26 protein-coding genes are annotated in these 26673 nt (G+C 72.0%); 14 read left to right on the plus strand and 12 right to left on the minus strand.

What is annotated here, in order from left to right; all coding sequences use genetic code 11:
- Window positions 1-153: 153 nt before the first annotated feature.
- A complete protein-coding gene (locus tag ACTIDRAF_RS0200070; RefSeq protein WP_016696656.1) occupies window positions 154-522 on the minus strand; it encodes an ArsR/SmtB family transcription factor in 369 nt (122 codons plus the stop codon).
- A gap of 290 nt (window positions 523-812) precedes the next feature.
- Between ACTIDRAF_RS0200070 and ACTIDRAF_RS0200075 the strand changes: the two genes are divergently transcribed.
- On the plus strand, window positions 813-2039 hold the full coding sequence (locus ACTIDRAF_RS0200075) for a sodium:proton exchanger (RefSeq protein ID WP_039785082.1): 1227 nt from the start codon (window positions 813-815) through the stop codon (window positions 2037-2039).
- Window positions 2040-2060: 21 nt separating this feature from the next.
- Here ACTIDRAF_RS0200075 and ACTIDRAF_RS0200080 read toward each other — a convergent pair whose 3' ends face one another.
- The gene (locus ACTIDRAF_RS0200080) at window positions 2061-2591 is read right to left on the minus strand and encodes a TetR/AcrR family transcriptional regulator (RefSeq protein ID WP_016696658.1); all 531 of its coding nucleotides are present in this window, start codon (window positions 2589-2591) and stop codon (window positions 2061-2063) included.
- A 76-nt stretch (window positions 2592-2667) separates the two neighbouring features.
- Here ACTIDRAF_RS0200080 and ACTIDRAF_RS0200085 point away from each other — a divergent pair, with 76 nt between their 5' ends.
- Entirely contained in the window at window positions 2668-4203 is a 1536-nt protein-coding gene (locus tag ACTIDRAF_RS0200085) for an MFS transporter (RefSeq protein WP_052168641.1), read from the plus strand.
- 234 nt (window positions 4204-4437) lie between these two features.
- A complete protein-coding gene (locus ACTIDRAF_RS0200090) occupies window positions 4438-4833 on the plus strand; it encodes a hypothetical protein (RefSeq protein ID WP_157162759.1) in 396 nt (131 codons plus the stop codon).
- Between the two features lie 49 nt (window positions 4834-4882).
- On the opposite strand, the gene ACTIDRAF_RS0200095 is transcribed toward ACTIDRAF_RS0200090, so the two are convergent.
- Together ACTIDRAF_RS0200095 and ACTIDRAF_RS0200100 are read right to left on the minus strand one after the other, a co-directional pair.
- Window positions 4883-5866 carry an aldo/keto reductase family protein gene (locus ACTIDRAF_RS0200095; protein WP_016696661.1) on the minus strand — a complete coding sequence of 328 codons (984 nt, stop codon included), beginning with the start codon at window positions 5864-5866 and terminating at the stop codon, window positions 4883-4885.
- A 109-nt stretch (window positions 5867-5975) separates the two neighbouring features.
- Window positions 5976-6623 carry a DUF3043 domain-containing protein gene (locus ACTIDRAF_RS0200100; protein WP_016696662.1) on the minus strand — a complete coding sequence of 216 codons (648 nt, stop codon included), beginning with the start codon at window positions 6621-6623 and terminating at the stop codon, window positions 5976-5978.
- 128 nt (window positions 6624-6751) lie between these two features.
- On the opposite strand from ACTIDRAF_RS0200100, the gene ACTIDRAF_RS0200105 reads away from it, so the two are divergent.
- Together ACTIDRAF_RS0200105 and ACTIDRAF_RS0200110 are read left to right on the plus strand one after the other, a co-directional pair.
- Window positions 6752-7897 carry a glycerate kinase family protein gene (locus ACTIDRAF_RS0200105; RefSeq protein ID WP_016696663.1) on the plus strand — a complete coding sequence of 382 codons (1146 nt, stop codon included), beginning with the start codon at window positions 6752-6754 and terminating at the stop codon, window positions 7895-7897.
- A 133-nt stretch (window positions 7898-8030) separates the two neighbouring features.
- On the plus strand, window positions 8031-8393 hold the full coding sequence (locus ACTIDRAF_RS0200110; RefSeq protein ID WP_016696664.1) for a HesB/IscA family protein: 363 nt from the start codon (window positions 8031-8033) through the stop codon (window positions 8391-8393).
- Between the two features lie 129 nt (window positions 8394-8522).
- On the opposite strand, the gene ACTIDRAF_RS0200115 is transcribed toward ACTIDRAF_RS0200110, so the two are convergent.
- The 4 genes from ACTIDRAF_RS0200115 to asnB form a co-directional block, all read right to left on the minus strand.
- Window positions 8523-8846, minus strand: a complete 324-nt coding sequence (locus ACTIDRAF_RS0200115; RefSeq protein ID WP_039785087.1) for a hypothetical protein — start codon at window positions 8844-8846, stop codon at window positions 8523-8525.
- 52 nt (window positions 8847-8898) lie between these two features.
- The gene (locus ACTIDRAF_RS31655; protein ID WP_016696666.1) at window positions 8899-9318 is read right to left on the minus strand and encodes a hypothetical protein; all 420 of its coding nucleotides are present in this window, start codon (window positions 9316-9318) and stop codon (window positions 8899-8901) included.
- Window positions 9319-10028: 710 nt separating this feature from the next.
- Complete coding sequence (locus ACTIDRAF_RS0200125) at window positions 10029-10217, minus strand: hypothetical protein (protein ID WP_016696667.1); 189 nt, start codon at window positions 10215-10217, stop codon at window positions 10029-10031.
- 149 nt (window positions 10218-10366) lie between these two features.
- Complete coding sequence (gene asnB, locus ACTIDRAF_RS0200130) at window positions 10367-12295, minus strand: asparagine synthase (glutamine-hydrolyzing) (protein ID WP_026065601.1); 1929 nt, start codon at window positions 12293-12295, stop codon at window positions 10367-10369.
- A gap of 226 nt (window positions 12296-12521) precedes the next feature.
- Between asnB and ctaC the strand changes: the two genes are divergently transcribed.
- Entirely contained in the window at window positions 12522-13439 is a 918-nt protein-coding gene (gene ctaC / locus ACTIDRAF_RS0200135) for an aa3-type cytochrome oxidase subunit II (protein WP_016696669.1), read from the plus strand.
- A 37-nt stretch (window positions 13440-13476) separates the two neighbouring features.
- Window positions 13477-13875: a cytochrome c oxidase subunit 4 gene (locus ACTIDRAF_RS0200140; protein WP_016696670.1), complete on the plus strand. Its 399-nt coding sequence runs from the start codon at window positions 13477-13479 to the stop codon at window positions 13873-13875.
- 448 nt (window positions 13876-14323) lie between these two features.
- On the opposite strand, the gene trpD is transcribed toward ACTIDRAF_RS0200140, so the two are convergent.
- The 3 genes from trpD to ACTIDRAF_RS0200160 are packed head-to-tail and all read right to left on the minus strand — an operon-like array spanning window position 14324 to window position 16291.
- Window positions 14324-15379: an anthranilate phosphoribosyltransferase gene (gene trpD / locus ACTIDRAF_RS0200150; protein ID WP_016696672.1), complete on the minus strand. Its 1056-nt coding sequence runs from the start codon at window positions 15377-15379 to the stop codon at window positions 14324-14326.
- Between the two features lie 11 nt (window positions 15380-15390).
- The gene (locus tag ACTIDRAF_RS0200155; protein WP_016696673.1) at window positions 15391-15801 is read right to left on the minus strand and encodes a hypothetical protein; all 411 of its coding nucleotides are present in this window, start codon (window positions 15799-15801) and stop codon (window positions 15391-15393) included.
- 52 nt (window positions 15802-15853) lie between these two features.
- Window positions 15854-16291 carry a ribonuclease E inhibitor RraB gene (locus ACTIDRAF_RS0200160; protein WP_026065602.1) on the minus strand — a complete coding sequence of 146 codons (438 nt, stop codon included), beginning with the start codon at window positions 16289-16291 and terminating at the stop codon, window positions 15854-15856.
- 237 nt (window positions 16292-16528) lie between these two features.
- On the opposite strand from ACTIDRAF_RS0200160, the gene ctaE reads away from it, so the two are divergent.
- The 5 genes from ctaE (at window position 16529) to ACTIDRAF_RS0200185 (ending at window position 21268) form a co-directional block, all read left to right on the plus strand.
- Entirely contained in the window at window positions 16529-17140 is a 612-nt protein-coding gene (gene ctaE, locus ACTIDRAF_RS0200165; RefSeq protein WP_083886023.1) for an aa3-type cytochrome oxidase subunit III, read from the plus strand.
- Window positions 17141-17186: 46 nt separating this feature from the next.
- Window positions 17187-17999 (plus strand): cytochrome bc1 complex diheme cytochrome c subunit, encoded by an 813-nt coding sequence (gene qcrC, locus ACTIDRAF_RS0200170; protein ID WP_016696676.1) that lies wholly within the window; start codon window positions 17187-17189, stop codon window positions 17997-17999.
- The gene (gene qcrA / locus ACTIDRAF_RS0200175) at window positions 17996-19138 is read left to right on the plus strand and encodes a cytochrome bc1 complex Rieske iron-sulfur subunit (RefSeq protein ID WP_016696677.1); all 1143 of its coding nucleotides are present in this window, start codon (window positions 17996-17998) and stop codon (window positions 19136-19138) included. The genes qcrC and qcrA overlap by 4 nt, the downstream gene beginning before the upstream one ends.
- Entirely contained in the window at window positions 19135-20829 is a 1695-nt protein-coding gene (gene qcrB, locus ACTIDRAF_RS0200180) for a cytochrome bc1 complex cytochrome b subunit (RefSeq protein ID WP_016696678.1), read from the plus strand. Before qcrA ends, qcrB begins: the two co-directional genes overlap by 4 nt.
- Window positions 20830-20980: 151 nt before the next feature.
- Window positions 20981-21268: an Lrp/AsnC family transcriptional regulator gene (locus ACTIDRAF_RS0200185; protein WP_026065604.1), complete on the plus strand. Its 288-nt coding sequence runs from the start codon at window positions 20981-20983 to the stop codon at window positions 21266-21268.
- A gap of 22 nt (window positions 21269-21290) precedes the next feature.
- Here the strand turns inward: ACTIDRAF_RS0200185 and ACTIDRAF_RS0200190 are convergent, their stop codons facing one another.
- Window positions 21291-23036 carry a DEDD exonuclease domain-containing protein gene (locus ACTIDRAF_RS0200190; protein WP_016696680.1) on the minus strand — a complete coding sequence of 582 codons (1746 nt, stop codon included), beginning with the start codon at window positions 23034-23036 and terminating at the stop codon, window positions 21291-21293.
- Window positions 23037-23269: 233 nt separating this feature from the next.
- Here ACTIDRAF_RS0200190 and ACTIDRAF_RS0200195 point away from each other — a divergent pair, with 233 nt between their 5' ends.
- Both ACTIDRAF_RS0200195 and ACTIDRAF_RS0200200 read left to right on the plus strand, forming a co-directional pair.
- Window positions 23270-24673 carry an NYN domain-containing protein gene (locus ACTIDRAF_RS0200195; protein ID WP_052168642.1) on the plus strand — a complete coding sequence of 468 codons (1404 nt, stop codon included), beginning with the start codon at window positions 23270-23272 and terminating at the stop codon, window positions 24671-24673.
- 726 nt (window positions 24674-25399) lie between these two features.
- Window positions 25400-26452 carry a C40 family peptidase gene (locus ACTIDRAF_RS0200200; protein WP_026065607.1) on the plus strand — a complete coding sequence of 351 codons (1053 nt, stop codon included), beginning with the start codon at window positions 25400-25402 and terminating at the stop codon, window positions 26450-26452.
- The last annotated feature ends 221 nt before the right edge of the window (window positions 26453-26673 follow it).

Below are 26673 nucleotides of genomic sequence, written 5' to 3' on the forward strand. Positions count from 1 at the left end.
GGGGACGCGGGGGGCGGATGCACCGCCCGGCCGGTGTCCCCGCCCGCCCCGCCTCGGGCGGGGCGTCCCGGTGCCGCCGCTGCCAGGTCCGGAGCGCCGTGCGACGTGCGGGCTGGCACGTCGACCGCGTGCCGCCCCTGGTGCCGCTGAACGTCAGGACTGGCGGGGTGGGTCGGGTGCCAGCGAACCGTCCGGCGCGATGTGTTCGAAGATCTGCTCGACCAGGGTGAGGACGTGCGGGTCCTCCACCGTGTAGATGTGCCGGCGTCCCTCACGGCGCGAGGTGACGATCCCGGCCAGCCGGAGCTTGCCGAGCTGCTGGCTGACGGTGGCGATGTTGACGCCCACGCGTGCGGCCAGGGTGCCGACGTCGTGTTCTCCCTGGGACATCAGCCACACCAGGTGGAGCCTGGTCGGCGTGGACAGCAGGTCGAAGGTGCCGGCCGCCGAGGCGAGCTGAGCCGCCGTGGGTCCGGTGGACGCTTCTGGCGGTCTCGTGCGCGCCACGGTCTTGTCGTTCATGGTCCTTCCCATTCTCCTCGTGACCGGGCGGCCGCGCCTGGGCCAGTCGTGTCCGGTTTCGGATCGACGCCCGATCAAAACTTCCACACTTGCGAAAACGTCTAAACGTGTGGCAGGCTGTGGGCCTCCGAAGGGGAGTAGTTCGCAAGCTCGTCGTCGACACACTGAGGCCCCTGCCTCCGGTGACGAGGCCCTGACCAGGGTGAACGAGACCTTCGGCCATGACTGACGTCTGGCCGGAGTTCTGTCCCCGTGGCGAACCGGCCGGACCCGCCGAGGGGAAGGGTTCGATGTTTGCCAGGTTGTTCCGGCCGCTGGGGATCTGTCTGTTGCTGGCGTTCCCCGCACTCGTGGTGCGCTTCGGTGGTGTCGAGACGCCCCCGGTGCTCTCCCTGGCCGTGTTCGGCGCCGCTGTCGTCGCGTCGGCCTTCGTGCTCGCCTGGGCCGCCGAGGCCGCCGAGGTCGACATCTCCGGTGGTCTCGCGATCGCGCTGCTGGCGCTCATCGCGGTGCTCCCGGAGTACGCGGTCGACCTGTACTTCGCCTACACCGCGGCCGAGAACCCCGAGCACGTCGCCTACGCGGCGGCGAACATGACCGGCTCCAACCGGCTGCTGCTCGGACTCGGCTGGTCCGTGGTCGTGCTGGTGGCCCTGTTCGTCGCGCGGCGCCGGTCCGGCAAACCGATCCGGGAACTGGTCCTCCACCCCGGCTACCGGGTGGAGCTGGGCTTCCTCGCGATCGCCTCGGTCATCGCCCTCGTCATCCCGCTGACCGGGCAGATCCACCTGGTCCTGGGGGTCGCGCTCCTGGCGTTCTTCCTGTTCTACCTCTGGCGGGTGTCCCGGGTCGACACCCCGGAGGCGGAGCTGGTCGGACCGGCCGCCGTCATCGGGGCGCTCCCCGCTCGGCGACGTCGTCCGCTGGTGGTCGGGCTCTTCGTCGTGTCGGCCGCCGTCATCCTGCTGTGCGCGGAACCCTTCGCCAACGCCCTGGTGGCGACCGGATCCGTCCTCGGGATCGACGAGTTCCTCCTGGTGCAGTGGCTCGCGCCGCTGGCCTCGGAGGCACCGGAGTTCATCGTCGCCATCCTCTTCGCGCTCCGGGGCAAGGGGGCGATCGCGATCGGCACCCTGGTGTCGGCCAAGGTCAACCAGTGGACCCTGCTGGTGGGGAGCCTGCCCATCGCCTACCTGATCGGCGGTGGCCCGACCGCGCTCCAGCTCGACGGTCGCCAGATCGAGGAGTTCGTGCTGACGGCGACGCAGACGATGCTCGGGGTCGCCGTGCTGCTGGCCCTGCGCTTCCCCCGGTGGGCGGCCTGGACGCTGCTCGGGCTGTTCCTGGTGCAGTTCCTCTTCCCCGGCCAGGAGGCCAGGTACGTCATCTCCGGGGTGTACGCGGTCCTCGCGGCCATCGCCGTCGTCCGCAACCGGGCACACCTGGTGGCCACCCTCCGCGCTCCGTTCGCCCGACGGTCCGCGCCGGAACCGGAACTCGCCGACGCCAGGGCCTGACGTCGCCGGCGGCTGGTCGGCTCAGCGGGTTGCCGCCTCGCTGACCAGCCGCCGAACCCGTTCGAGTACCGGTGCGATCTCCGAGGGGCGCTGCGCGTCGATCGCCGAGTTGAAGTAGATGCCGTCTCCGACGAGCTGGACGATCCTGGCCAGCTCGGGGTCGTCGATCTCGGTGAGCAGCGCGTCCAGGTAGCGCTGGTTGAGCTCGACGATGACGTCCCTGGCCTGGCCACCGGTGGACTGGGCGAGGAGGGTGGCCGCGACGAAGGAGCGGTGCAGGGGGTCGCCCCGCTCGACCATCGAGGTCTCCAGGTGGTAGCGGGTGGGCCCCCCGGGGGACTGGAGCATGAGGCGGACATCCTCGGCACCCCGCTGCCGAAGCCGCTCCAGCATCCCGGTGAACAGGGCCTCCTTGCTGCCGAAGTGGTACAGCAGCCCGCCCTTGGACACCCCGGCCTCGGCGGCGACCGCGTCGAGGGTGGCGGCGGACACCCCCTTGTCGACCAGGAGGCTCTCCAGGGCGTCCAGGATGCGGTCACGGGCGGCACTCATGCGCGCCACCCTACTCAGTGGCGAATCGCTCCTCCGCGAGTGTACCGTCTGGACGGTACAGTTGGAGGAGGAGATCATGTCAGGCGCGGTGGAACCAGCGATCCGCGAGGTCGGGCCCGTCCCCAGGGCGGGTGCCCGCCAGTGGGGCGCGCTGGCGGTGCTGATGCTGCCCGTCCTGCTCGTCGCGGTGGACAACACCGTCCTCAGCTTCGCGGTGCCCGCGCTGAGCCTGGAGCTCGCGCCCTCGGGAACCCAGCTGCTCTGGATCGTCGACATCTACTCCCTCATGCTGGCCGGGCTCCTGGTCACGATGGGCGGGCTCGGCGATCGCCTGGGCCGCCGCCGGCTCCTGCTGGTCGGCGGAGCCGGCTTCGGCCTCGTCTCGATCCTCGCCGCCTACGCGACCAGCCCCGACCTGCTGGTGGCGGCCCGGGCGTTGCTCGGCGTGTTCGGGGCCACGCTGATGCCCTCGACCCTCTCCCTGCTCCGGAGCACCTTCCTCGACCCGGGCCAGCGCAGGCTGGCCATCGCGGTCTGGTCCTCCGCCTTCGCGGGAGGCGCCGCACTCGGCCCGATCCTCGGCGGCTGGCTGCTCGAACACTTCTGGTGGGGCTCGGTGTTCCTGGTCAACGTGCCGGTCATGGTCCTGCTGCTCGTGCTGGGACCCCTGCTGCTGCCCGAGTCCCGCGATCCCGCACCCGGCCCCTTCGACCTCGTCAGCGTCGGGCTCTCCCTCGCGGCGATGCTGCCGGTCGTCTACGGAGTGAAGGCGCTGGCCAAGACGGGCGCCTCGCCCGAGGCCCTGGTCCCCCTGGCGGTCGGGGCCCTCTTCGCGGTGCTGTTCACCCGCCGGCAGCTGAACCGGCCGAAGCCGCTGCTCGACCTGCGGCTGTTCCGAGAACGGATGTTCAGCGTCGCGGTCACCAGCAACCTCCTCAGCGTCCTCGCGCTGGTCGGGTTCCTGTTCTTCGTCTCGCAGTACCTCCAGCTGGTGCTCGGCCTGAGCCCGGTGGAGGCGGGTGTCCGCCTGCTACCCGGCCTGCTGGCCCAGGTGGTGGCGGCGCTGCTGGCCGTCCTGCTCGCCCGCCACATCCGGGTGCCGGTCCTGATCAGCGCCGGACTCCTCGCCGCCGCGTGCGGCTACGTCATCGCGGTCGGGCTGCCGGTCGACGGCGGAGCCGCCCAGCTGGTGGTGGCCTTCGCCGTGCTGGGTGCCGGGGTCGGTCTGGCCGAGACGCTGACCAACGACGCCATCGTCGGCGCGGTACCGCCCGCCCGCGCGGGCGGGGCGGCGGCGATCTCGGAGACGGCCTACGAACTCGGCGCCGCCCTCGGCACGGCGGTGCTGGGCAGCGTGCTCATCGCCGTCTACCAACGCGACCTCGTCATCCCGGCCGGCGTGCCCGGGGAGGCGGCCGGGGCCGCCCGCGAGACCATCGCCGGTGCCGAGAGCGCCGCCGCCGGCCTGCCCGCCGAGCTGGCCGCCGTGCTGATGGACAACGCCAGAGCGGCCTTCGTGCAGGGGATGTCGGTGACCTCGGCGATCGGCGTGGCGATCATGGCCGTCGCCGGGATCGGCGCCGCGGTGCTGCTGCGTCGGCGCCGGAGCTGAGCACCATCTCCCCACGGTGGCGGGCGTGTTCACCCCGGGGCAACGGCGGTTCGTCGAGACTTCGGCGGCGAGCACGGCGGGCCTCAACGTGGTCCCGGGGCCGGCCGATAACTCGTCTGGTTGACGGCGGAGTGGCCAGGCGGATTAGGCGAGCGGGATCGCGGGAACCCGGCGACTGGTCAGGGCGCCCCGAGGCCGCCGGCCGAAGCTGACTCCTTGGGAGGGGACACATCCGTGCGCGCGGCCCGAATGATGTTCGTGACCGGCATGATCAGCGTGCTCGCCAGCTCGCTCACCGGCGCCTGCGCCGAGCCTTCCGACCGGTGCCAGGAGGTGCCGGACCGGCTGATGGACCGGATCCGGTCCGTCCTCACCGAGGACGCCTTCGTCGCCGGGCCGGGGGCCGCGGTGAAGTCCTCCTCCTACCGGCACGTCTACCTGGTCGCGGTGCCGATCGGGGTTCGCGGTGTGGGCAACGAGACGGGGGTGTGGGCCACCACCAGCCTCGACGGGCACGGAACGCTGACGGCGGCCGGTGAGGTCGCCTCGAGGCTGAGCTCGGCGAGCTGGGGGCCGGACGACCCCCGGGAGGGTGATGACGGCTGGCAGGAGGCGGCGTCCTGCGTCTGAGGCGGACGCCGCCCCCACCATCCGGGAAGGACGCGTGAGGTCCGGGGGATCAGGGGGAGACGGTCAGCAGCGGGTCCCGCTCGACCACGTCACCCAGGACCTCGTCGATCCGGTCGAGCAACTCCTGCTCCAGGGTGACACCGGCCGCCTTGACGTTCTCGGTCACCTGCTCCGGGCGGGAGGCGCCGATGATGGCCGAGGCCACGTTCCTGTTCTGGAGCACCCAGGCCACGGCCAGCTGGGCGAGGGACAACCCCGCCTCGTCGGCCAGCGGCCGGAGCCGCTGCACCCGCTCCAGCACGTCGTCCCGCAGCCAGCGGGAGACCATGTTCTTCGTCGACTCGTGCGACCCCCGCGAGTCGGCGGGCGGCTGCTGCCCCGGCAGGTACTTGCCGGTCAGCACACCCTGCGCGATCGGGGACCAGACGATCTGGCTGATGCCCTCCCGCTCGCAGGTCGGCACGACCTGCGACTCGATGACCCGGTAGAGCGCCGAGTACTGCGGCTGGTTGGAGATGAGCGGAACCCGGAGCTCGCGGGCGAGCTCGGCGCCCCTGGCGATCTGCTCCGAGGTCCACTCGGACACCCCGACGTAGAGGACCTTGCCCTGCCGGACCAGGTCCGCGAACGCGAGGAAGGTCTCCTCCAACGGGACAGTGCGGTCGAAGCGGTGGGCCTGGTACAGGTCGACGTAGTCCACCTGCAACCGCCGGAGCGATGCGTTGGCCGACTCGATGATGTGCTTGCGGCCGAGGCCGCGGTCGTTCGGGCCCTCCCCGGTCGGCCAGAAGACCTTGGTGAAGATCTCCAGGCCCTCGCGGCGCTGCCCGGCCAACGCGCGACCCAGCACGGACTCGGCCTTGGTGCCGGCGTAGACGTCGGCGGTGTCGAACGTGGTGATACCGGCGTCCAGCGCCGCGTGCACGCAGGCCTTGGCCTGCTCCTCCTCGATCTGCGAGCCGTGGGTCAGCCAGTTGCCGTACGAGATCTCACTGACGGACAGGCCGCTTCGGCCCAGGCGACGGAACTCCATGCCCCGGATCGTACCCGGGTCCTTCGCCTCGTTAACGAACTCGCGCTGCCGACGGCTGGCCGGTGCTGGTCGACCTCGTTCCGCCGGGACCAGCGGCCCCGCGACGTCCTCAGCTCCAGACGCGCTTGGCGTCCTTGGGCGTGACCCGTGGACGGGGCACCCGCAGCTTGCGGATCTGGGTCGCCCGGGTGAAGGCGTACCAACCGAGGCCGAACCCGCGCCCGGTGTGGTCGGGGAACTTCAGCCGGACCCTCTTGACGATCATCCGACCCAGGCTCACGCCCTCGACGATCATCACGATCAACATGGCCGAGGTGACCAGGCCCGAGTACTGCTGGACCTCCATCGGCATCGCGACCAGCGACACGAACACCAGCAGGGCCAGCGGCATGAACAGGCCCATCAGGTTGCGGCGCGAGTCGACCAGGTCGCGCACGTAGGCGCGCACCGGGCCCCGGTCCCGGGGCAGCAGGTAGCGGTCGTCGCCCGACATCATCCGCTCCCGCCGTTCGGCGGTGGCGCGACGCCGTTCCTCCTTGTTGCCCCGCATCCGGCGGATCGCCTCGCGCTGGGTCTTCGGGGGAGGAGCCACCGGACCCCGGCGGCGTGCCTCGGCCTCCCGGCGTTTGGGAGTGGGCCGCCCCTTGCCCGGCGTGTAGCCGGCCGGCTTCGTCTCGGCAGCCTCCTCCGCCACCAGAACCGTCTGGCTGTCCTCGGTGGGGCTGTCAGCGTTCGTCTTGCGGCGAAGGAACCTCACATGCACCAGCCTAAATGAGGCCGCGCCGTCGCCGACGGGAGTGTCGGGCTCGTCCGCATCGTGCCGGAACGGGCCATCCCCCGTCGCCGGCGCTCCTCGTCGCCGACGACCTTCGTAGGCTGGCCGCCATGCGCATCCTGGTTGCACCTGACTGCTTCGGCGGCACCCTCACCGCCCCGGAGGCCGCCGCGGCGATCGCCGAGGGATGGCGGCGGGGCAGTCCCGGCGACGAGCTGGTGGCCCGCCCGGTCGCGGACGGCGGTCCCGGTTTCGTCGACGTCCTGCGGGCCTCGCTCGGCGGCACGGTGCACCGCAGGCGGGTGAGCGGGCCGCTCGGCGACCCGGTGGAGGCGGAGTGGCTGGAGGTGCGGGCCGAGCGGGCCTCCACCGGAGTGCGGTCCGGCACCGCGTACCTGGAGTCGGCCCAGGCCTGTGGCCTGCACCTGGTACCCGACCGCACCCCGGAGAACGCCGGCCGCGCCGGTACGAAGGGGGTGGGAGAACTCCTGGCGGCGGCCAGGGACGCCGGCGTGGCCACGGCCGTCGTGGGTCTCGGCGGCTCGGGGAGCACCGACGGCGGCGCCGGGATGCTGTCCGCCCTCGGTGCGGTGGCCGTGGACGACGACGGCGCTCCCCTGGAACCCGGTGGGCTCGCCCTCGCCGGCTGTGCCGGCATCAGGGGCACGGCGAACCTGGACGGGATGCGGGTGGTCCTCGCCTCGGACGTCGAGCACACGCTGGTGGGTGAGCACGGCGCCGCCGCCGTCTTCGGTCCGCAGAAGGGCGCCGACGCCGCCACCGTCGCCGCCCTGGACACCGCGCTGTCCCGCTGGGCCGACACCCTCACCGCCGCCACCGGCAGGGACGTCCGCGACGTCCCCGGCGCCGGCGCCGCCGGCGGGCTGGCAGCGGGCCTGCTGGCGCTCGGCGGGACGACCGAGTCGGGAGCCGGCCTGGTGAGAACGCTCACCGGCCTCGACGAGGCCCTCGACACCGCCGACCTGGTGCTCACCGGCGAGGGGAGCTTCGACTGGCAGTCGCTGCGCGGCAAGCTGGTGACCGTCGTGGCCAGGGCCGCAGCCGAACGGGGCGTCCCCTGCCTCGTCCTCGCCGGGCAGGTGGCCGTGGGCCGCCGCGAGGCGGCGGCCGTGGGCGTGGAACGTGCCTTCTCCGTCGCCGAGCACGCCGGGTCGGTGGACGCCGCCCTGGCCGAGCCGGCGCGCACCTTGGCCGCGCTGGCCGCCGACGTCGCCGGCCAGTGGGGAGGGCGCTGAGGCCGCCGGCTGGGACGCGCGCGCGTGTCCCCCGCTCGCCCTCCTGTGTCAGTATGGACGCGGGAGTCTCACGGCTCCCGCACGAGACACGGGGCCGAGCTCGCCCCGACCAGCAGGACTTTGAGGGAGAGCCATGACCGCCCAGGAGACTGCCACCAAGGAGCCCGCCACCCACGGCGTCACGCTGAGCGACTCGGCAGCCACGAAGGCCAAGGCGCTGCTGGCCCAGGAGGGCCGCGACGACATGCACCTGCGGATCGCCGTCCAGCCCGGTGGCTGCGCCGGGTTGCGCTACCAGCTGTTCTTCGACGAGCGGATGCTCGACGGGGACGCGACCCGCGACTTCGACGGGCTGAAGGTGGTCGTCGACAGGATGAGCGCGCCCTACGTGCAGGACGCGGTGATCGACTTCGTCGACACCATCGAGAAGCAGGGCTTCACGATCGACAACCCGAACGCGACCGGGTCCTGCGCGTGCGGCGACTCGTTCCACTGACGGGCGCCGTCAGCGGAACCGCGAGGTAGCGGGAGGATTCGGCCCGTGTCCGGTTTCGCCGGGCACGGGCCGTTTCCCATGTCCGGGTGCCTCCGAGCCGGGGCGGGGCCAGGTGCAGCCGGTGGTAGGTCAGCCGAGCGCCCGGGAGGGGCCGGCGGCACCGGGCCGGGTGTGCGCCGCCGCCCAGGCCGCCGCCAGTTCCGACAGCGCGGCCGGTTCGTACCAGCGCGCGGCCGGCGTGGGGATGGTCGCCAGCCAGGTGGACTGGTCGTGCCCCGTCGTCTCCCCCGGTCGGTCCTGCACGGGGAAGTGGCGGGAGTGCACCTGGATCACGGTGCTCCCCTCGTCGACGTACCCCCTCTTGACCACGACGTAGCCGTCGTTCTCCACCCAGCGGAAGGTCAGGCCGAAGGCCCAGTAACGCCGTACCGGTCGTCGGGAGGGGTCGGTCATGGTCACCACGTCCGGCGTGCCCGCCGTGCCGGAGGCCCGTCCTCGCCGGCCATCAGCCGGCCCGCCGCGGCGAGCCGACCGGCCCCGCGAGCCGGCGAGCCCGCGCCACCGGTCGCGCCCCCAGTTCGACCCGGACCCTGCCCAACTCCGTGGCCAGCGGTCCCGCGGTGTCCGGCACCCCCGCCAGCAGCGGCGGCCATCCGGCCAGGCCGACCGGACCCACCGCCCGCTCCCGGCCCCGCCGGGGTGGCGCTGCTCCCACCGGCCGTCCCCCCTGGCACCGGTCCAGGATCGCCTGCACCGAGTAGCGCTCGGCTCGGAGTCGAACCTGGCTCGCCCGCGCCCGGACCACCTGCCTGGTCGAGGGACGCCGGGGCCGGGGGGACCGCCTGGTGCTCCACATCGTCCAGCCGCCGCCGACCACCCCGACGAACCCCAGCAGAGTCATGATCGACAACGGGTTGCTCCACATGGCCTGACCTTCCGTGCGAGGCGGGCGTCGGCTGACACGGGTCCTGCGGTCCCACTTCCTCGTCGTTCCCCCAACCGTAGGGCGCGGAAAATGACCAAGGAAGTCGCACGAAGGGGTAGGTGAACGAGCCGTTCCGGCAGCGCGGAGGCGCCGATCCCCACGGCGGGGGCGGTCGGGAACCCGGCGGTCCGGGGACCAGGGGAGGCGGTGGGGGCGGGGGCCGCCCGGTCCGCGCCGGTGGGATGTGCGAACTCCCCGGAGCCGCCCGCCCTCCCTACCCCGGCCGTGTCCGGCGGTGGCCGGTCGGCGGGCCGGAGCACGACGATCCGGGGAGCCGGTCGGCCACCCCACGGGCCCGGGCTGCCGTGCCCGCGCCCGCACGCCGCGAGCGACGACTGGCGTCGACCCCCTCGCTCGGCCCGTCGCAGTGCGGAGGGGCGGGGTGGGATCTCGCACCCCCTGCGGGAGCGGGACTCGCCACGGCCGGCGAAGGCCGGGTGGTTCCGCCGATCCCCGGCGGGGCGGTCCGGGAGCTGACCGGGGGTTGTGCCACCCCGTGCGCACGAGAGCGCTCGGACGGGGGCGCCGGGCAGGTCGGTCGGGTCCGCGGTGCGCAGCTCCCGTCGTGCCCGGTGCCCCTCGGTCGAGTGGCGAGCGCGTGCCCCTCCGTACCCGGCGGCGGCGCGGAGGTCCGCCCCGGTGGCGGCCGATCAGCCGCAGTCGCCGACGCTGGGGACGTCGCCGACCTGGTCGACGCACTCGTCGTCGACCTCCCAGACGGGCGCGGGCCGTGGAGCTGGTACCTCGGCCTCGGCTTTCAGCAGGTCAGCGGGGACCTGGCCGCCGTCGGCGATGAGCTCGCGCAGCGATGCCGGATCGATCCTGCCCGGTGTGTCCACACCGTCGACGGTAGGCAGCGCGACCGACCGTTCCCAGCGCTACTGGTGAGTAATATTGCCCGAGGGTGCCCCCTGACCGGGTTTCACTCGGCCGGGTGGGGTGCCGGTTGCCGAACGTAACCGACACCCCGTTCGGAACCGCCGCCGCCCTACACCCGAACGGGGTAGTGCGGTTCGGGGATCTCGGGAGTGATCCGACCCTCCACGAAGATGCCGTGCCAGAGCATGAACACGACCAACGCCCAGATCCGCCTGCTGTGGTCGATCGACCCGTTCCGGTGCTCCTCCATCATGGCCAGCACCGCGTTCTTGTCGATCAGCTTGTCGGTGTCCGAACGCTGGACGACATCCCGCGACCAGGCGTACATCTCGTCCCGCAGCCAGTGCCGGAGGGGGACCGGGAAGCCCAGCTTGCGGCGGTTGAGCACGTGCGCCGGGACGATGTCCCGCAGGGCCTGCCGCAGCGCGTGCTTGGTGGTCTCCCGGGTGATCTTCTCCTCCAGCGGGATGCGGGAGGCCACCCGGAACACCTCGGGGTCGAGGAAGGGCACCCGCAGCTCCAGCGAGTTGGCCATGGTCACCTTGTCGGCCTTGACCAGGATGTCGCCCCGGAGCCAGGTGAACATGTCGACGTACTGCATCCGCGTGACCGGGTCCCAGCCCTCGGACTCCCGGTAGGCGCGCGCGGTGATGTCGCGGTGCGAGAGCACCGGGTCGAAGGTTCGCAGCACCCGCCGGAGCTGGTCGTCGCGGAAGATCCGGGCGTTGCCGTAGTAGCGCTCCTCCAACGACAGGGCACCCCGCCGCAGCAGGTCCTTGCCCCGGACGCCCTCCGGGATCCTCGCCGACACCCGGCCCATGACCTTGCGCAGCGTGCCGGGCACCTTCTCGAACGGCGCCAGTGACAGGGGCTCCCGGTAGATCGTGTAGCCGCCGAAGAGCTCGTCGCTCCCCTCACCGGAGAGCACGACCTTCACGTGCTGGCGCGCCTCCCGGGCGATGAACCACAGCGGGACGAGCGCCGGGTCGGCGACCGGGTCGTCGAGGTACCAGACGACCGAGGGCAGGTGTTCCATCATCTCGTCGGCGGACACCGTGCGGACGACGTGCTTGACCCCGATCGCGGCCGCGGACTCGGCGGCCACGTCGACCTCCGAGTAGCCCTGCCGCTCGAACCCCGTCGTGAAGGTGATCAGCTGGGGGTTGTGCTGCTTGGCCAGCGCCGCGATCGCGGTCGAGTCGATGCCCCCGGAGAGGAAGGAACCCACCGTGACGTCCGCCCGCATGTGCTTGGCGACCGAGTCCCGCATCACGTCGGCGATCTCGGTGTACAGGCGGTTGGAGTCCGAGGGCCCCGTCGTCGGGCGGGGGGCGAAGGTGGGGGTGAAGTACCGCTCGGTCACCGGCTGGCTGCCCGGCTCGATGGTGAACGACGTACCCGACTCGATCCGCCGGATGCCGTGGTGCAGCGACGCGGGCTCGGGGACGTACTGGAGCGTCAGGTAGTACTGGAGCGCGCTCTGGTTCAGCGCCGGCTGGAGGCCCAGGGACGGCGCCAGGTGCAGCAGGCTCTTCTTCTCACTGGAGAAGGCCACCCCGTGCGGACCGGTGATGTAGTACAGCGGCTTGATCCCGAACGGGTCACGGCCACCGAAGACGACCTGCCGCTCGGAGTCCCAGACGAGGAAGGCGAACATGCCGCGCAGGCGACCCACCGCCGACGGGCCGAGGTAGTGGTAGGCGGCCACGATCGCCTCGGTGTCGCCGTCCGTGCCGAACCGGGCGCCGAACTGCTCGACCAGCTCCGCCCGGAGTTCGAGGTAGTTGTAGATCTCGCCGTTGAAGATGATGGTGTAGCGCTCGGGGGACTCGGGCGGCCCCCAGGTGAGCGGTTGGTGTGAGCGCTCGACGTCGATGATCGACAGCCGGTTGAAGCCGAAGACCACCTCGTCCCGCTGGAGCGTCGCGGTCTCGTCCGGACCGCGGTGCCGCTGGCAGCGCATCGCTTCCGCGACGGAGGCGCGAGCCGCCGTGGCGTCGTTCTCAGTGGGGCAGACCAGACCCAGTAGGCCACACACGCCGTTCCGCACCTTCCCACATCGGGTTGCAGTTCTGACGTCCGTCGGGACGTCTGGCCAGTATGCCGGGGGCGCCGGCCGTCCGTCGCGGCTCACCCCGGGACGGCGGTGCACAAGTTGCTGGGCTACGCTTCCGCACGAGATCCGGCGGCGTTGCTCGCGCGCTGGACGTGGCGGCGACGCGGTACCGCCACGGCGGAAAGTCTGAGCGAGGAGGCGTCGAGTAGTGGGTCCGAAGGCAGCACGGCTGACCAAGCTGAGCGGTTTGTTCGGCCTGGTCGCCATCGCGACCACCGGGTGCTCAGCCGGGGACGTACTTCGTTTCGGGTGGCCCGAGGGAATCACCCCGCAGGCGACCGACATGCGCCAGCTCTGGACCTGGTCGGTGATCGCCGCCCTGGTCGTCGGTGTCATCGTCTGGGCCCTGATCCTGTGGCCTGTCATCTTCCACCGCAAGCGCGGCGACGAGATGCCCAGGCAGACGCAGTACAACGTTCCGCTGGAGATCGTCTACACGGTGATCCCGGTGGTGATGATCTCCGTGCTCTTCTACTTCACGGCGGTGACGCAGAACTACGTCACCAACACCGAGGAGGAGCCGGACGTGACCGTCGACGTGGTGGCCTTCCAGTGGAACTGGGAGTTCCGCTACCAGGGCTACACCACCCCGGACGGCGAGGAGGTCAGCACCGTCGGCACGAGCGACGAGATCCCGCTGCTGGTGTTGCCCACCGACCAGGTGATCCAGTACGAGCTGTACTCCAATGACGTGATCCACTCCTTCTGGGTTCCCGAGTTCCTGTTCAAGCGGGACAACATCCCGAACCCCGAGGCGAACAACCAGGACAACGTCTTCCAGAACACCATCGACCGCTCCGGATCCTTCGTCGGCAGGTGTGCCGAGCTGTGCGGCTCGTACCACGCGATGATGAACTTCGAGGTCCGTGCGCTGCCGACCGACCTGTTCGACGAGTACATGGGGTTGCGGACGCAGGACAACCCGACCACGGGTGCGCCCTACACGGCCGCCGAGGCGCTGACCGAGATGGACTGCGGTGAGCTCTGCGCCCCGCAGGCAGTCACCACCTACCCGTTCGAGACCGACCGCACGGCCCGCGAGGCCAGCACGCGGGACGGCAACTGACCGCGTCGGCGCAGCGGAGTTTGAGAGCGAGGACTCGATGAAGGTCGAAGCGAGGATCTTCGAGCTGACGGCGGTGTTCTGCATCGTCGTGGCGGCTGTCTACCTGTTCTGGGCGCAGGAGCCCGTCGGCGTCACGGCACTGTTCCTGACCGGACTGCTGGCCCTGATGATCGGCATCTACTTCCGGTTCATCGCGCGGCGGATGGACGAACGTCCGGAGGACAACCCGGACGGCGAGATCAGTGACGGCGCCGGCGAGCTCGGCTTCTTCAGCCCCGGGAGCTACTGGCCGCTCGGTCTCGCCGGTGCCTGCGCGTTGACCGGTGTTGGTCTGGCGATGTTCCACATGTACCTGATCGTGGCTGGTGCGGTCGCGGTGCTGCTGACGGTGGGCGGTCTGCTGTTCGAGTACCACCGGGGCCCCGAGCACGAGTGACGGTCCGCCCGCGACGCGCGGGTCGGCTCAGACGGCCAGGACGAAGGCCCGGATCGGTGATCCGGGCCTTCGTCGTGTTCCGGGACGGTCCCGCCCGCGCTGCTCGCTCCGCCAGGGGCGCCGACCGGTGGGGGATGATCGGGACCGCCGGTCGTCCCGGAGACGGCAGATCCCTGCGCGCGCCCCCGGCGGCGGAGCGGCGAGGTGGCCGCCGGTGCGCCCCGGCCTCGTCGCCGGTGCCGGTGTGACCCCGGAGGTCCAGGTCGCCCCGAGCCGCACGGGGGTGGGGATCACTCCGGGGCCGGCCGGAACGGCGCGCAGCGGGCGGCTCAGCGGCAGCACGAGCCGGTGAGGAACGTGTGAGGTGCCGCGGTGTGCGCGGCCTGGGCCGGGGCGGGGCGGCACGCCCCAACGCCCGGTCGCCCGGCGGGGCGCCAGCGCGCCGCGATCAGCGGAACCGGGAGCGGAGCGCCGTCGAGTGGTCGACCCACCGGGACAGCAGGTCCGCGGCCGCGCCGGAGTCGATGGCCCTGGCCGCGCGCTCGAGGTTGCCCCGCAGCTCGGACACCAGGGTCCCCCGGAAGCCGGCGTGCGCGGTCAGGGCGCCGGCGGCGTTGAGCAGGACGGCGTCGCGCACCGGCCCGGTGCGCCCCGCGACCAGTTCGCGCACCACCTCGGCGTTGAAGTCGGCCTCGCCGCCCCGCAGCGCCTCGGCGGTGCCCAGCGGCACACCGAGCGCCACCGGATCCACGACGTCCTGCCGGACCTGGCCGTCGTGGATGACCCACACCGTCGAGGTGGTGGTCGTCGTCAGCTCGTCGAGGCCGTCGTCACCCCGGACCAGCAGCACGGAATTGCCGCGACCGGCCAGCACCCGGGCGATCACCGGAGCCATCCTCGGGTCGGCGCAGCCGATCAGCCCGGCCGAGGGCTGGGCGGGGTTGGTCAACGGCCCCAGGACGTTGAAGGCGGTGGGGATGCCCAGTTCCCGCCGGGCCGCGCCGGTGTGCCGCATCGCCGGGTGGAAGGTGGGCGCGAAGCAGAAGCCGATGCCCAGGTCGCGAACGCACTGCTCGACGCCTTCGGGGGTGAGGTCGATCGCCACGCCGAGCCGCTCCAACACGTCGGCCGTCCCGCACTTGGACGAGGCCGCCCTGTTGCCGTGCTTGACCACGCGCAGCCCCGCCGCGGCCACGACGATCGAGGTCATGGTCGAGATGTTGACGGTGTGCGCGCCGTCCCCACCGGTGCCCACGACGTCCACCGCCCCGGCACCGACGTCGATGCGGCGCGCGTGCCCGAGCATCGCCTCGGCCAGGCCCTCGATCTCCTCGGCGACCTCACCCTTGGCGCGCAACGCGGCGACGAAGCCGCCGATCTGCGCCCCGGTCGCCGTGCCGCTCATGATCTGGTCCATCGCCCACGCCGTGTCGGCCCGGGACAGGTCGACGCGGGCGGTCAGCCTCGACAGCAGACCGGGCCAGGTCTGGGCGGTGTCGGACACGGCGGCTCCGTTCAGCCGTGCACGACCGGCGATGCCGTCGTGCGGAGGACTTCGGCGACCGTCTCGGCCGCCGCCAGCGGGTCGAGCGGGTGGACCAGCACCGCGTCGGCCTGGGACCAGGTGGCCAGCCACCGGTCGTCCCGGCGGCGCACCACGATCACGACCGGCGGACAGGCCGCGATCTCGTTCTTGAGCTGCCGGGAGATCCCCATCCCACCGGTGGGCTGGGCCTCACCGTCGAGGATCAGCAGGTCGGCGCCACCCCCGTCGACGACGGACACGACCTCGTCGATGGTGGCCGCCTCCACGTACCTGACCCGACCCAGGTCGGGCGCCGGGCGCCGGCCCACGGCGGTCATGATCGCGTCCCGCACCTCGGGGCGGTGGCTGAACACCAGGACGTTGGTGATGTTCGTGCTCATCTGCGCCTGAACCTCCAGCGGGATCGCGAGCGATGCCCGCTGATGCTATCCGTTAACCGACCTCGGGTTGGAGGGCCTCCCAGCCCAGGGCGTCGCCGCCGAGCCGTTGCGCGAGCCCCGCCATCCGCGACCGCTCCTGGGCGCAGTGCAGGGCGTCGAGCAGCTGGGTGCGCGCGGCGGTGAGCAGCACCCGCCCGTCCGGGTCGGGCTCGGTGCCCTCGGGATCCGTCCGCGCCGCGTAGCCCTCGGCCGTCACCTGCTCGGCCGCGCGCGCGAGGGAGTCGGGCGGCAGCACGAGGTGGTGGCGCAGCAGGGCGGGCTCGGTGGGCCGCCACCTGGTGCCCCGGGCCAGGCTCGCCGACGCGGCCTCGGTGTCGTCGAAGGCCGTGACGACCACCACGAGCCGGGGGTCGTCGGGGTCGAGGTCAGGGCGTGGACGGCGGCGGCCGAACCGCCACCGGCGCCAGAACCCCCCGCGTTCGGTGCTCATGTCCCGCTGTCCCCTCCCCGTTCCGGACCCGCCGGTCGCCGTGGCCGGTGCTCGCTCCTCCGGCAGGTCAGCCCCGACGTCCTCGCCGGACGAGGCGACGGGTGTCGAGCTGGTCCGCCCGCGGCGCCGGCATGACCCGATCGGGGCGGTCCGGGCGGCCCGGCCGTCCACGGTGGCGACCGGTCGCCGCGCCGGACCCGGGACCCGACCGGGCGAGCGGAGTTCCTCCAAGTAATAATGCGTCGCGTGACAACGGCATCGCCCTCCATCAGCCAACGCGTGCACACGCTGAACCGACCCAACATGGTCAGTGTCGGCACCATCGTCTGGTTGTCCAGCGAGCTGATGTTCTTCGCTGGGCTCTTCGCCATGTTCTTCACGGTGAAGGCACAGAACGATGGGCCGTGGCCGCCGCCCCCGGCGGAGTTGAACCTCGCCTACGCGGCGCCGTTCACCATCATCCTGATCCTGTCGTCGGTGACATGCCAGCTCGGCGTGTTCGCGGCGGAGCGGGGCGACGTCTTCGGACTGCGTCGGTGGTACATGGTGACCCTGATCATGGGCGCCATCTTCGTCGCGGGTCAGGCCGGCGAGTACTACACGATGATCGTCCACCACGACACCACGATCGCCTCCTCGGCCTACGGCACGGTCTTCTACATGACGACCGGCTTCCACGGGCTGCACGTGATCGGTGGACTCGTGGCGTTCGTGTACCTGCTCATGCGGACGAAGATGAGCAAGTTCACGCCTGCCCAGGCGACCTCGGCGATCGTCGTGTCGTACTACTGGCACTTCGTGGACATCGTGTGGATCGGGCTGTTCGCCTGCATCTACCTGGTCCCCTGATCTCTTCCGTCCGTGCCTGAACTCGACAGCAAGGGTTGCCGCACACATGACCACCACCGCTAAGCGGCGGAGCGGGTTCCGTTCCAAGCTGCGCCGCCGGATCTCCGGCGTACTCGTGCTGGGTGCCGCGCTGTTCGGAGCGGGTGCGCTCTACAGCGCTCTCGTGCCCACTCCGCACGTCGCGACCGCCAGCGAGCAGGCCTCACTGGTGGCCGAAGGCGAGCGGCTGTACAACAACGCGTGCATCACCTGCCACGGGAGCAACCTGGAGGGTGTCACCGACCGGGGCCCGAGCCTGATCGGCGTCGGCGAGGCCTCCGTCCACTTCCAGGTCTCCACTGGCCGGATGCCCATGGCCCGCCAGGAGGCGCAGGCCCAGCGCAAGCCGCCGAGGTACTCCCCGCAGGAGGTCGAGGCCCTCGGCGCGTACATCCAGGCCAACGGGGGCGGACCCGAGACGCCGGAGGCCACCGGCGAGGCGTTGCGCGGCGAGAACCCCGCCCGCGGTGGCGAGCTGTTCCGCCTGAACTGCGCGTCCTGCCACAACTTCACCGGTCGCGGTGGGGCGCTGTCCTCGGGCAAGTTCGCCCCCGCGTTGGACGGGGTGACCGAGGACGAGATCTACACCGCGATGCTCACGGGGCCGCAGAACATGCCGGTCTTCTCCGACCGGCAGCTCACCCCGGAGGAGAAGCAGGACATCATCGCGTACGTCAAGTCCGTGTCGGACGGCAACAACAGCCCGGGCGGACTCACCGCGCTCGGTGGCTTCGGCCCGGCGGTGGAGGGCGTCATCATCTTCGTCGTCGGAATCGGCGCGTTGGTGGGCATCACCATGTGGATCGGAGCCAAGCAATGAGCGGGCAGGAGAAGGGCGTCCCGAGCGACGCCGAGCTCGCGGACATGAGCCAGGAAGAACTGGTACGCCTCGGCGTCGCACTGGACGACGTCGAACTGGTCAAGTACAAGGACCGGTGGCCGGTCAAGGGCACCAGGGCGGAGAAGCGGGCCGAGCGCCAGGTGGCGGCGTGGTTCATCCTCGCCGCGATCTCGGGGCTGGCGTTCATCGTCCTGTACGTGGTCTGGCCGTGGCAGTACGAGAGCCCCTTCTCCGAAGGGCACTTCCTGTACTCGCTGTACACGCCCCTGATCGGGATCACCCTCGGCCTGTCCATCCTCGCGGTCGGCATCGGCGTCATCTCCTACGCCAAGAAGTTCGTGCCCGAGGAGATGGCGGTGCAGCAGCGCCACGACGGCGCCTCCTCGGAGGTCGACAAGCGCACGACGGCCGCGCTGCTCGCCGACTCCGGCCAGCGCAGTGGCCTCGCCAGGCGGTCGCTGATCAAGCGGACCGGTCTCGCCGGTGCGGGCGTGTTCGGTGTCGGGCTGGGCGTCTTCGCGCTCGGCGGCCTGGTGAGGAACCCGTGGGCGCACAGCGACAGCCCCGAGTCCCTGTGGAACACCGGGTGGCGCTCCTACGACGGCGAGAAGGTCTACCTCCGCCGGGACACCGGGGATCCGCACGAGATCTCCCTGGTCCGCCCCGAGGACCTCAAGGCCGGTGGTTTCGAGACGGTGTTCCCGTTCCGGGAGTCGGAGCGGGGTGACGACCACGCGCTCTTCAAGGCGCTGCGGAAGTCGGACAACCCGGTCATGCTGATCCGGCTGCGGCCGGGTTCGGAACCGACCAAGCGCAAGGGCCAGGAGAACTTCAACTACGGCGACTACTACGCCTACTCGAAGATCTGCACCCACCTCGGCTGCCCGACCTCGCTGTTCGAGCAGCAGACCGGCCGGCTGCTGTGCCCGTGCCACCAGTCGCAGTTCGACGTGGTGCACAGCTACGCCAAGCCCATCTTCGGCCCCGCGACCCGGTCGTTGCCCCAGCTGCCGATCACGGTCGACGAGGACGGGTTCCTGGTGACCAACCAGGACACGTCCAACCAGGGCGACTTCATCGAACCCGTCGGCCCCGGCTTCTGGGAGCGCAAGTCATGACGACGCTGAACACCAAGCCGACCCGTCCCCAGGGGGCAGCGGCTCGGGCGGCGGCAGCGGGCGCCACCTGGGCGGACGACCGCTTCCACATGGCCAAGGGGATGCGGCGGCAGCTCAACAAGGTCTTCCCGACGCACTGGTCGTTCATGCTCGGTGAGATCGCCCTCTACAGCTTCATCGTGCTGCTGCTGACGGGCACCTACCTGGCGCTCTTCTTCGACCCGTCGATGGAGCACGTCGAGTACCAGGGCGTGTTGGAGAACATGCGGGGCATCGAGATGTCCCGCGCCTACGCCTCGTCGCTGGACATCTCGTTCGAGGTGCGCGGTGGCCTCTTCGCCCGCCAGGTCCACCACTGGGCGGCGCTGCTGTTCATGGCGGCGATCGTGGTGCACATGCTCCGCGTGTTCTTCACCGGAGCGTTCCGGAAGCCGCGTGAGCTCAACTGGGTGATCGGCATCCTGCTGTTCGTCCTCGGCATGTTCGAGGGCTTCACCGGCTACTCGCTGCCGGACGACCTGCTCTCCGGCACGGGCCTGCGGATCGCCTCCGGGATCGTGCTCTCGATCCCGGTGATCGGTACCTGGATCCACTGGGCGCTGTTCGGCGGGGAGTTCCCCGGCTACGAGATCATCCCGCGCTTCTACACCATCCACATCCTGGTGCTGCCCGGCATCATCCTCGCGTTGATCGCCATCCACCTCGGTCTGGTCTGGTACCAGAAGCACACCCAGTTCCCCGGTGTGGGGCGCAAGGAGACCAACGTCGTCGGCGTCCGCATCATGCCGGTGTTCGCGGTGAAGGCCGGTGGCTTCTTCGCGGTGGTCTTCGGTGTGCTGGCGCTGATGGGCGGCATCTTCCAGATCAACGCGATCTGGAACATCGGCCCGTACAACGCGGCGCAGGTGTCCGCCGGGTCCCAACCGGACTGGTACATGATCTGGACCGACGGCATGACCCGGCTGTGGCCGTCGTGGGAGGTCTACCTCGGGAACTACATGATCCCGGCGGTGTTCTGGCCGACGGTCGTGGGCATGGGGCTGATCTTCACGGTGGCCGGGGCCTATCCCTGGATCGAGAAGAAGTTCACCAAGGACGACGCGCACCACAACCTGTTGCAGCGTCCGAGGGACGCTCCGGTCCGGACCGGGCTCGGCATGATGGCCATCACCTTCTTCATGGTGCTGCTCATCTCCGGGGCCAACGACATCGTCGCCGAGCAGTTCGACATCTCGTTGAACGCGATGACCTGGGCCGGTCGGATCGGGTTGTTGCTGCTGCCGCCGCTGGCGTACCTGATCACCTACCGGGTGTGCCTCGGCCTCCAGCACCACGACCGCGAGGTGTTGGAGCACGGCATCGAAACCGGCATCATCCGCCGGCTGCCGCACGGTGAGTTCATCGAGGTCCACCAGCCCCTGGGCGGCGTGGACGACCACGGCCACGCGGTCCCGCTGCCCTACCAGGGCGCGCCGGTTCCGAAGCGGATGAACCAGCTGGGCTCGGCGGGCCACCCGGTCGAGGGAAGTCTGCTGACTCCGGACCCGGCGGAGGAGACGCGGGCGTTGAAGGACGCGCACGGCGAGGACGTCAACCTGCTCGGCGGTGAGAACCGCCGGCCCGACGAGCTGGGCGCGGGCGAGGACGACGACGAGGACACCACGAGCGGGGAGTCGCCGAGGAAGCGGTGACGACGTGGCACCACGTCGGACGGGGGCGGTCACCCACCGGGGGCCGCCCCCGTCGGCGTGTCCGGCCGGGAGCCGGTGGGGCACCGGAGCGGACCGCCGGGCGGGCGGCTCCTAGACTGCGGAACAGCAGTGGGTGTCCCCGGGAGGTTCCGTGATTACCGCGATCGTGCTCATCCAGGCCGAATCCGACCGGATTCCCGAGGCCGCGCAGGCCATCGCGGACCTCGACGGGGTGACCGAGGTGTACTCGTGCGCCGGGGACGTGGATCTGATCGCCCTGATCCGCGTCGCGGAGCACGAGCGGCTCGCCGAGATCATCCCGGGTGGGATCGGACGGGTTCCCGGTGTCGTCGACACGGACACGCACATCGCGTTCCGCAGTTACTCGCGCCAGGACATCGAGGCCACCTTCTCCCTCGGCCTCGAGAACGGCGACTGAGCGCGGGGTCGGCGCGCCGGGGTCAGTCCGGGAGGTCCTGCGCCGCCCGCCCCGCGGCTGCCCTGTCGACCCACTCCCGCCAGGCCCCTGCGGACCAGGCCGGTTCGGTCCACGGCTGGGAACAGCGCACCATCCGGGTTCCCGGCGTGGTCAACCACCGCCAGAGGGCGGTGACCTCCTCGGGAGGCGCGCCCCGCAGCGGGCCGTCCTCCGGGATGACCGTCTCCGCCGAACGCACGAGCAGCTCGACGACCGGCATCGGTGGGACGCCCCGCGCGGCGGACCCGGCCGAGGCGAGCCGGCCGTGGCGGACCACGGCGAAGTGCCACCCGCCCGCTCCGTCCGGTCGCGCCGCGACGAGTTCGGCGACCTCGGCCAGCGCGCTGGACCGCTGCCCCCGGTCCAGCGACTCCACCAACCGCGCGGTGGCGTCGCGGACGCGTGCGGCCTCCTCGAAGCGCCGGTCCGCGGCGAGGCGGTCGATGCGCTCCGCGAGCGCGTCCAGCAGCCGCCGGTCCCGCCCGGCGAAGAGCGCCGTGAGCTCGTCGGCCGCCGGCCGGTAGGCGTCGACGTCCTGGCGTCCGACGCAGGGCGCCGCGCACCGACCGAGGTCGAGGAGCGGACACGCCTGGTCCCCTGGTCGCCCCCCGGCGGGGATGCGGCGGGTGCACTGCCGAACGGAGGAGACCTGCCACAGGGTTTCGACCGCCGTGGTGGCGGCCCGGCGTGAGGGGAACGGTCCGAACGCCTGGGGCCCCGGACGCCGGATGACGCTGAGCCGGGGGTAGGCCTCGTCGGTCAGCGTCAACCACCACGCGCGTTCGGGTCTGGTCGACCGCCGGTTGTACCGGGGGCGGTGCGCCGCGAGCAGTCGGAGCTCACGCACCCGGGCCTCCAGCGGGTGGGCGCACTCCACGTGGTCCACCCGGGTCGCGAGTGCCGCCATCTCCCGGACCGCGCTCCTGGTCTCGGACGCGGTGAAGTACTGCCGGACCCGCCGGCGCAGATCACTGGCCGTTCCGACGTACAGCACCTCGTCCCGGGGGCCTCGGAAGAGGTAGACACCGGGGGCGTGCGGCAGGTGGGAGGCGAGCTCCCGGTTCCGGCGTCGCGCCGGGCTCACCTCGGGGGTGTAGTCGAGCAGTTCCTCCAGGGACCGCACCCCGAGACCCCCGACCCGCTCCAGGAGTCCGTGCAACACGTCCACGGTGGCCCGCGCGTCGTCCAGGGCGCGGTGCGTGGGCGTGGTCGTGGAACGGAAGTGCGCGGCGAGCGTGCCGAGCCGGTGGTCGCGGGTCTCGCCCCGGGGGAGTACCCGTCGCGCCAGGCGCACCGTGCAGACGACGGTGGGCCGGGGCCACTCGTATCCGTGGCGGCGGCAGGCCGCCCGCAGGAAGCCGAGGTCGAAGGGGGCGTTGTGGGCGACCAGGACGGCCCCCGAGGCGAACTCGAGGAACGCGGGCAGCACCGCGTCCAGGCGCGGGGCGCCGGTCACCATCGCCTGGGTGATGCCGGTCAGGACGGTGATCGACGGTGGGATCGGATGTCCCGGGTCGACCAGCGTCCCGAACTCGCCGAGCACCTCGCCGCCCCGCACCTTCACGGCTCCGATCTCGGTGACGTGGTCGGTCTCCGCGTTCCCGCCGGTCGTCTCGAGGTCGAGGACGACGAAGGTGACCTCGCGCAGCGGTGTCCCCAGCTCGTCGAAGGACAGTTGCGGGGCGGTCGTCGCCCCGGGTGCGCCGGGGGCGGGGTGCCTGGTGCTCACCGGCAGGAGGCTAACCGCCGCCCCCGATAGGTCCCGGCGTCCGGCGAGGCGCCGGCGACCTCCCGGCCGGCGCCGGCCCGGTGGCAGGCGCCCCGCTCCGGCGGGTCCGTTGTGGTCGGGAACCGGCGCCGGGGGCCGTCCCGGCGGTTCGGAGGAGGCATGACCCGCCGTCCTGCCGACCGCTCGGGGGCCGTGGAATTGGGGTGACTGGCCGGACGCCTTAGCCTGGTGTGATGCCGGCCAACACCGCAGGGACCGATCCACGCGATCCGTCCGACACCGACGAGCCCGCCGGGGCCGGCGTGCGTCAGCGCGAGGGCGGTGACGAGCCCGCCGCCGGGGAGATCGGGGAGCCGGAGATCGACTGGGAGGGTCTCCCCGAACCGGTACGGCTCCGCCTCGCCGAGATCTCCGCATCGGCGCTGGGCGGGCTCCCCCTCGCGGACGTTCCCCACCAGCTCCGCCCGGTCGCGAGGTTCACCCCGGCCAAGCGGGCCCGGCTGGGCGCGGTGCCCCTGCTCGCGACCGTGCGCTCCAGCGCCGCGTTCCGCGCGGCGGTCGCCAACTGGGCACGCCGCAACCAACCCGAGCTGCTGGAGGTGGACCCGGGGGAGCCGGCGGCCGCGGCCGCGGCGGGTCTGCTGGTGGGCGACGCCTCGGCGGCCCGGCACGTCGAGGAGGTCGCGCGGCGGGTCGAGGACGCGCAGCTGCGGACCGAACGCGACGCGGCGTTGAACCAGATCGACCGGCTCACCGCCGAACTGGAGAGGGTGCGGGCGGCGCTCGACGAGGCGGAGGAAGCGGTCCGGGCGGCGCGGGCCACGAGTGAGTCCGACCTGGACCGGCTGCGGCGGCGGTTGCGGGAGCAGGGAACCCACCTGCGGGCCGCCAGGGACGAGGCCGCCGCGGCGCGGGAGGAGGCGGAGCAGGTGCGCCGGGACGCCGCGGCCACGGTGGAGCGGATGTCGGCGGAGCTGGACCGCGAACGGGAACGGACGGCGGCGGAGCGGGTCCGCGCCGATCGGGCGGTGACCGAGGCGGAGACCGCTCGTCAGGCCGCGCGCGAGGCCCGCCAGGCCGACGAGGTCCGGCTGGCGCTCCTGGTGGACACCCTGGACGGTGCGGTCACCGGGTTGCGGCGGGAACTCGCGCTCGGGGGCAGCGGTCCGCGCCCGGCGGACCTCGTCGGCGGCGCCAGCCAGGCCCAGGGCGTGGGCCGGGTCGAGAACCCGGCAGCCTTGGACCGCCTCCTGGCGCTGCCGAGCGTGCACGTGGTGGTCGACGGCTACAACGTGACCAAGACCGGCTATCCCGACATCTCCCTGGCGCAACAACGGGATCGGCTCAACGGTCAGCTGGGAGCGCTGGCGGCCAGGACTGGGGCGGAGGTCACCGTCGTCTTCGACGGCGCGGGTGTCGTCGCCGTCCCGGTCGCCTCGGCACGCGGGGTGCGGGTCCTCTTCAGCGATCCCGGAGTCCTGGCCGACGACGTGATCCGGGCGCTGGTGGCCGCTGAGCCGGAGGGGCGTCCGGTCGTGGTGGTCACGTCGGATCGGGCCGTCGCCGACTCCGTGCGCCGCCGGGGCGCCCACCCGGTTCCCTCGTCGGTTCTGCTGGCCCGGTTGAACCGGATCTGATCCCGCCGCCCGGGGCGCGTCCTGGTGCGGGGTACGCGTCCTGGCGAGGGAGCCGAGGTTCGGCTGGGCGACCGGGTTCGCGGCGCCGGCGCTGGCCCCGAGGAGGTCCTGGTTCCTTGGTGCCCGCCGCTCAGGGGCCGGCGGCGGTGTCGCCGGGGGCCGCTCGGGCCGGTGGACCCGCTGGAGCCAGGCTCCGATCACCGGGATGCCTCGTGCGGGGAGGGGGAGTCGCGTGTGGACCGGGTGGCGGTGCGCCGCCGGCGTGGTCAGGCGCGGACACCGCAACCCCTGGTCATCGTGGTCGGCACCGTCCGTGTAGGGCAGCCGGGTTGCGCGCCGGTGACAATGCACACAGGCCGATTCCGCGTCGTTGTCCCCCGATCCGTCGAACGACGCGGACGCCCTGGTCACACTCCCATGATCATCGGGACGGACCGTGCTCGAGCTTCACCCGTTCCGGATCTTGTGCATGTTTTCACGATTTCCCCGGCCCGATGGTGGACTCAGGGCGCGGTGCCTCGTAGCCTATCCGAGACCTAGCGGCGGGCAGCCGCCCAGAAGGGCGGCTCTGCTGGTCACCGCCACATCAGCGAGTCGGGGAGCTGAGCCGGTCCCGCGCGTCGGCGGGTCCGACCGGGCATCGAGTGCCGGTCCGGACCGGATGAGGACCGACGTCGCGAACACTTCCGGTCGGCGGTCAGACAACGTGAAGGAGTTGCGTGCGACGTGGCTTCGCATCGACGGAACCGCACGATGCGCGGTGCCTTAGCCGCCACCGCGGTCGCGGTGGCTCTGAGCCTCTTCCCCACGCCCGCTCTCGCCCAGGATTTCGACACCAAGGACGAGGCGGTAGCCAGGCTCCAGGAACTCCACGAGGAAGCGGTCGCCGTCACGGAGGAGCTGCACCAGGCCAACGACGAGTTGGAGGCCAGGCGCGAGGAGCTGCGTGAGGCGACCGAGGACGCCGAGCGGGCGACCCGGACCGCCGAACAGGCGCTGGCCGAACAGGAAACCTTCCGCGACGAGGTGGACCAGCTGGCGAGCGCCTCCTACCAGGGCGCCCGGTTCAACAAGCTGTCGGCCCTGCTGGTGGCCGACGACCCGGAGGTCTTCCTCCAGCAGCTCTCCGCGCTCGACGTCCTCGCCAACGGCAACCGCAGGGCGATGGACCGCCTCTCGGCCGTGGTGACCCAGGCCAGTGACGCCGAGCAGGCGGCCGAGGAAGCCAGGGCCGCCGCGGAGGAGGCCGAGGCCGAGGCGGCCCGGATCGAGTCCGAGCTGGGCGCCAAGCAGGAGGCGATGGACGCCAAGATCGCCGAGGTCCAGGCCTTCATCGACCAGAAGGAAGCCGAGGAGATCCAGGTCCAGCTGCCCGGCGTGGGCGAGGGGCAGACCGACTACGGGCAGGTGCCGCCGGGCAGTGGCACCGGGGCGCAGGCGGCGAACGTCGCGCTGGGCAAGCAGGGCACGCCGTACGTGTACGGCGCCACCGGCCCCGGCACCTTCGACTGCTCCGGTCTCGTCCAGTGGGCCTACGCCCAGGTGGGCATCAGCGTCCCGCGCAACAGCCGGGCGCAGGCGGCCGCCGGTGTCCCGGTGTCGCGCGCCCAGCTGGCCCCGGGCGACATCATCGCCTACGGCAGCCCGGTGCACCACGTGTCCATGTACGTGGGCGGCGGCAACGTCGTGCACGCCCCGACCACGGGTGACGTGGTGAAGGTCGTTCCGATCGACCGCGCGTCCAGCAGCCCCGTCACCGCGATGCGACGGGTGGCCTGAGCGCGCGCCGCCCCGGCGGGGGCGGCGGTGGAGTCCGGTGGGGCGTGGGAGGTTCCTCCCGCGCCCCACCGCCATGTCCGGGGTGGACCTCCGGGTGAGGTGACCCCCACCGTCCCCGCCTTCCCCGGTCCGGTACGAGCCGGGTCGGCGGGGCGGTGCCCCGCCTGGACCCGCCCTCGCCTGGCCACGCGGCCAGCCGGAACGGCTCCCCCCCCCCCCCC

The sequence above is a fragment of the Actinoalloteichus spitiensis RMV-1378 genome (assembly GCF_000239155.1).
Classification (GTDB): Bacteria; Actinomycetota; Actinomycetes; order Mycobacteriales; family Pseudonocardiaceae; genus Actinoalloteichus_B; species Actinoalloteichus_B spitiensis.

Bases quoted from the DNA above. Each gene is read 5' to 3' on its own strand.
- ACTIDRAF_RS0200070 (WP_016696656.1), bottom strand. From the start codon at position 522: ATGAACGACAAGACCGTGGCGCGCACGAGACCGCCAGAAGCGTCCACC.
- ACTIDRAF_RS0200075 (WP_039785082.1), top strand. From the start codon at position 813: ATGTTTGCCAGGTTGTTCCGGCCGCTGGGGATCTGTCTGTTGCTGGCG.
- ACTIDRAF_RS0200080 (WP_016696658.1), bottom strand. From the start codon at position 2,591: ATGAGTGCCGCCCGTGACCGCATCCTGGACGCCCTGGAGAGCCTCCTG.
- ACTIDRAF_RS0200085 (WP_052168641.1), top strand. From the start codon at position 2,668: ATGTCAGGCGCGGTGGAACCAGCGATCCGCGAGGTCGGGCCCGTCCCC.
- ACTIDRAF_RS0200095 (WP_016696661.1), bottom strand. From the start codon at position 5,866: ATGGAGTTCCGTCGCCTGGGCCGAAGCGGCCTGTCCGTCAGTGAGATC.
- ACTIDRAF_RS0200105 (WP_016696663.1), top strand. From the start codon at position 6,752: ATGCGCATCCTGGTTGCACCTGACTGCTTCGGCGGCACCCTCACCGCC.
- ACTIDRAF_RS0200110 (WP_016696664.1), top strand. From the start codon at position 8,031: ATGACCGCCCAGGAGACTGCCACCAAGGAGCCCGCCACCCACGGCGTC.
- ACTIDRAF_RS0200115 (WP_039785087.1), bottom strand. From the start codon at position 8,846: ATGACCGACCCCTCCCGACGACCGGTACGGCGTTACTGGGCCTTCGGC.
- ACTIDRAF_RS31655 (WP_016696666.1), bottom strand. From the start codon at position 9,318: ATGTGGAGCAACCCGTTGTCGATCATGACTCTGCTGGGGTTCGTCGGG.
- ACTIDRAF_RS0200140 (WP_016696670.1), top strand. From the start codon at position 13,477: ATGAAGGTCGAAGCGAGGATCTTCGAGCTGACGGCGGTGTTCTGCATC.
- ACTIDRAF_RS0200155 (WP_016696673.1), bottom strand. From the start codon at position 15,801: ATGAGCACGAACATCACCAACGTCCTGGTGTTCAGCCACCGCCCCGAG.
- ACTIDRAF_RS0200160 (WP_026065602.1), bottom strand. From the start codon at position 16,291: ATGAGCACCGAACGCGGGGGGTTCTGGCGCCGGTGGCGGTTCGGCCGC.
- ctaE (WP_083886023.1), top strand. From the start codon at position 16,529: ATGCGTCGCGTGACAACGGCATCGCCCTCCATCAGCCAACGCGTGCAC.
- qcrC (WP_016696676.1), top strand. From the start codon at position 17,187: ATGACCACCACCGCTAAGCGGCGGAGCGGGTTCCGTTCCAAGCTGCGC.
- qcrA (WP_016696677.1), top strand. From the start codon at position 17,996: ATGAGCGGGCAGGAGAAGGGCGTCCCGAGCGACGCCGAGCTCGCGGAC.
- qcrB (WP_016696678.1), top strand. From the start codon at position 19,135: ATGACGACGCTGAACACCAAGCCGACCCGTCCCCAGGGGGCAGCGGCT.
- ACTIDRAF_RS0200195 (WP_052168642.1), top strand. From the start codon at position 23,270: ATGCCGGCCAACACCGCAGGGACCGATCCACGCGATCCGTCCGACACC.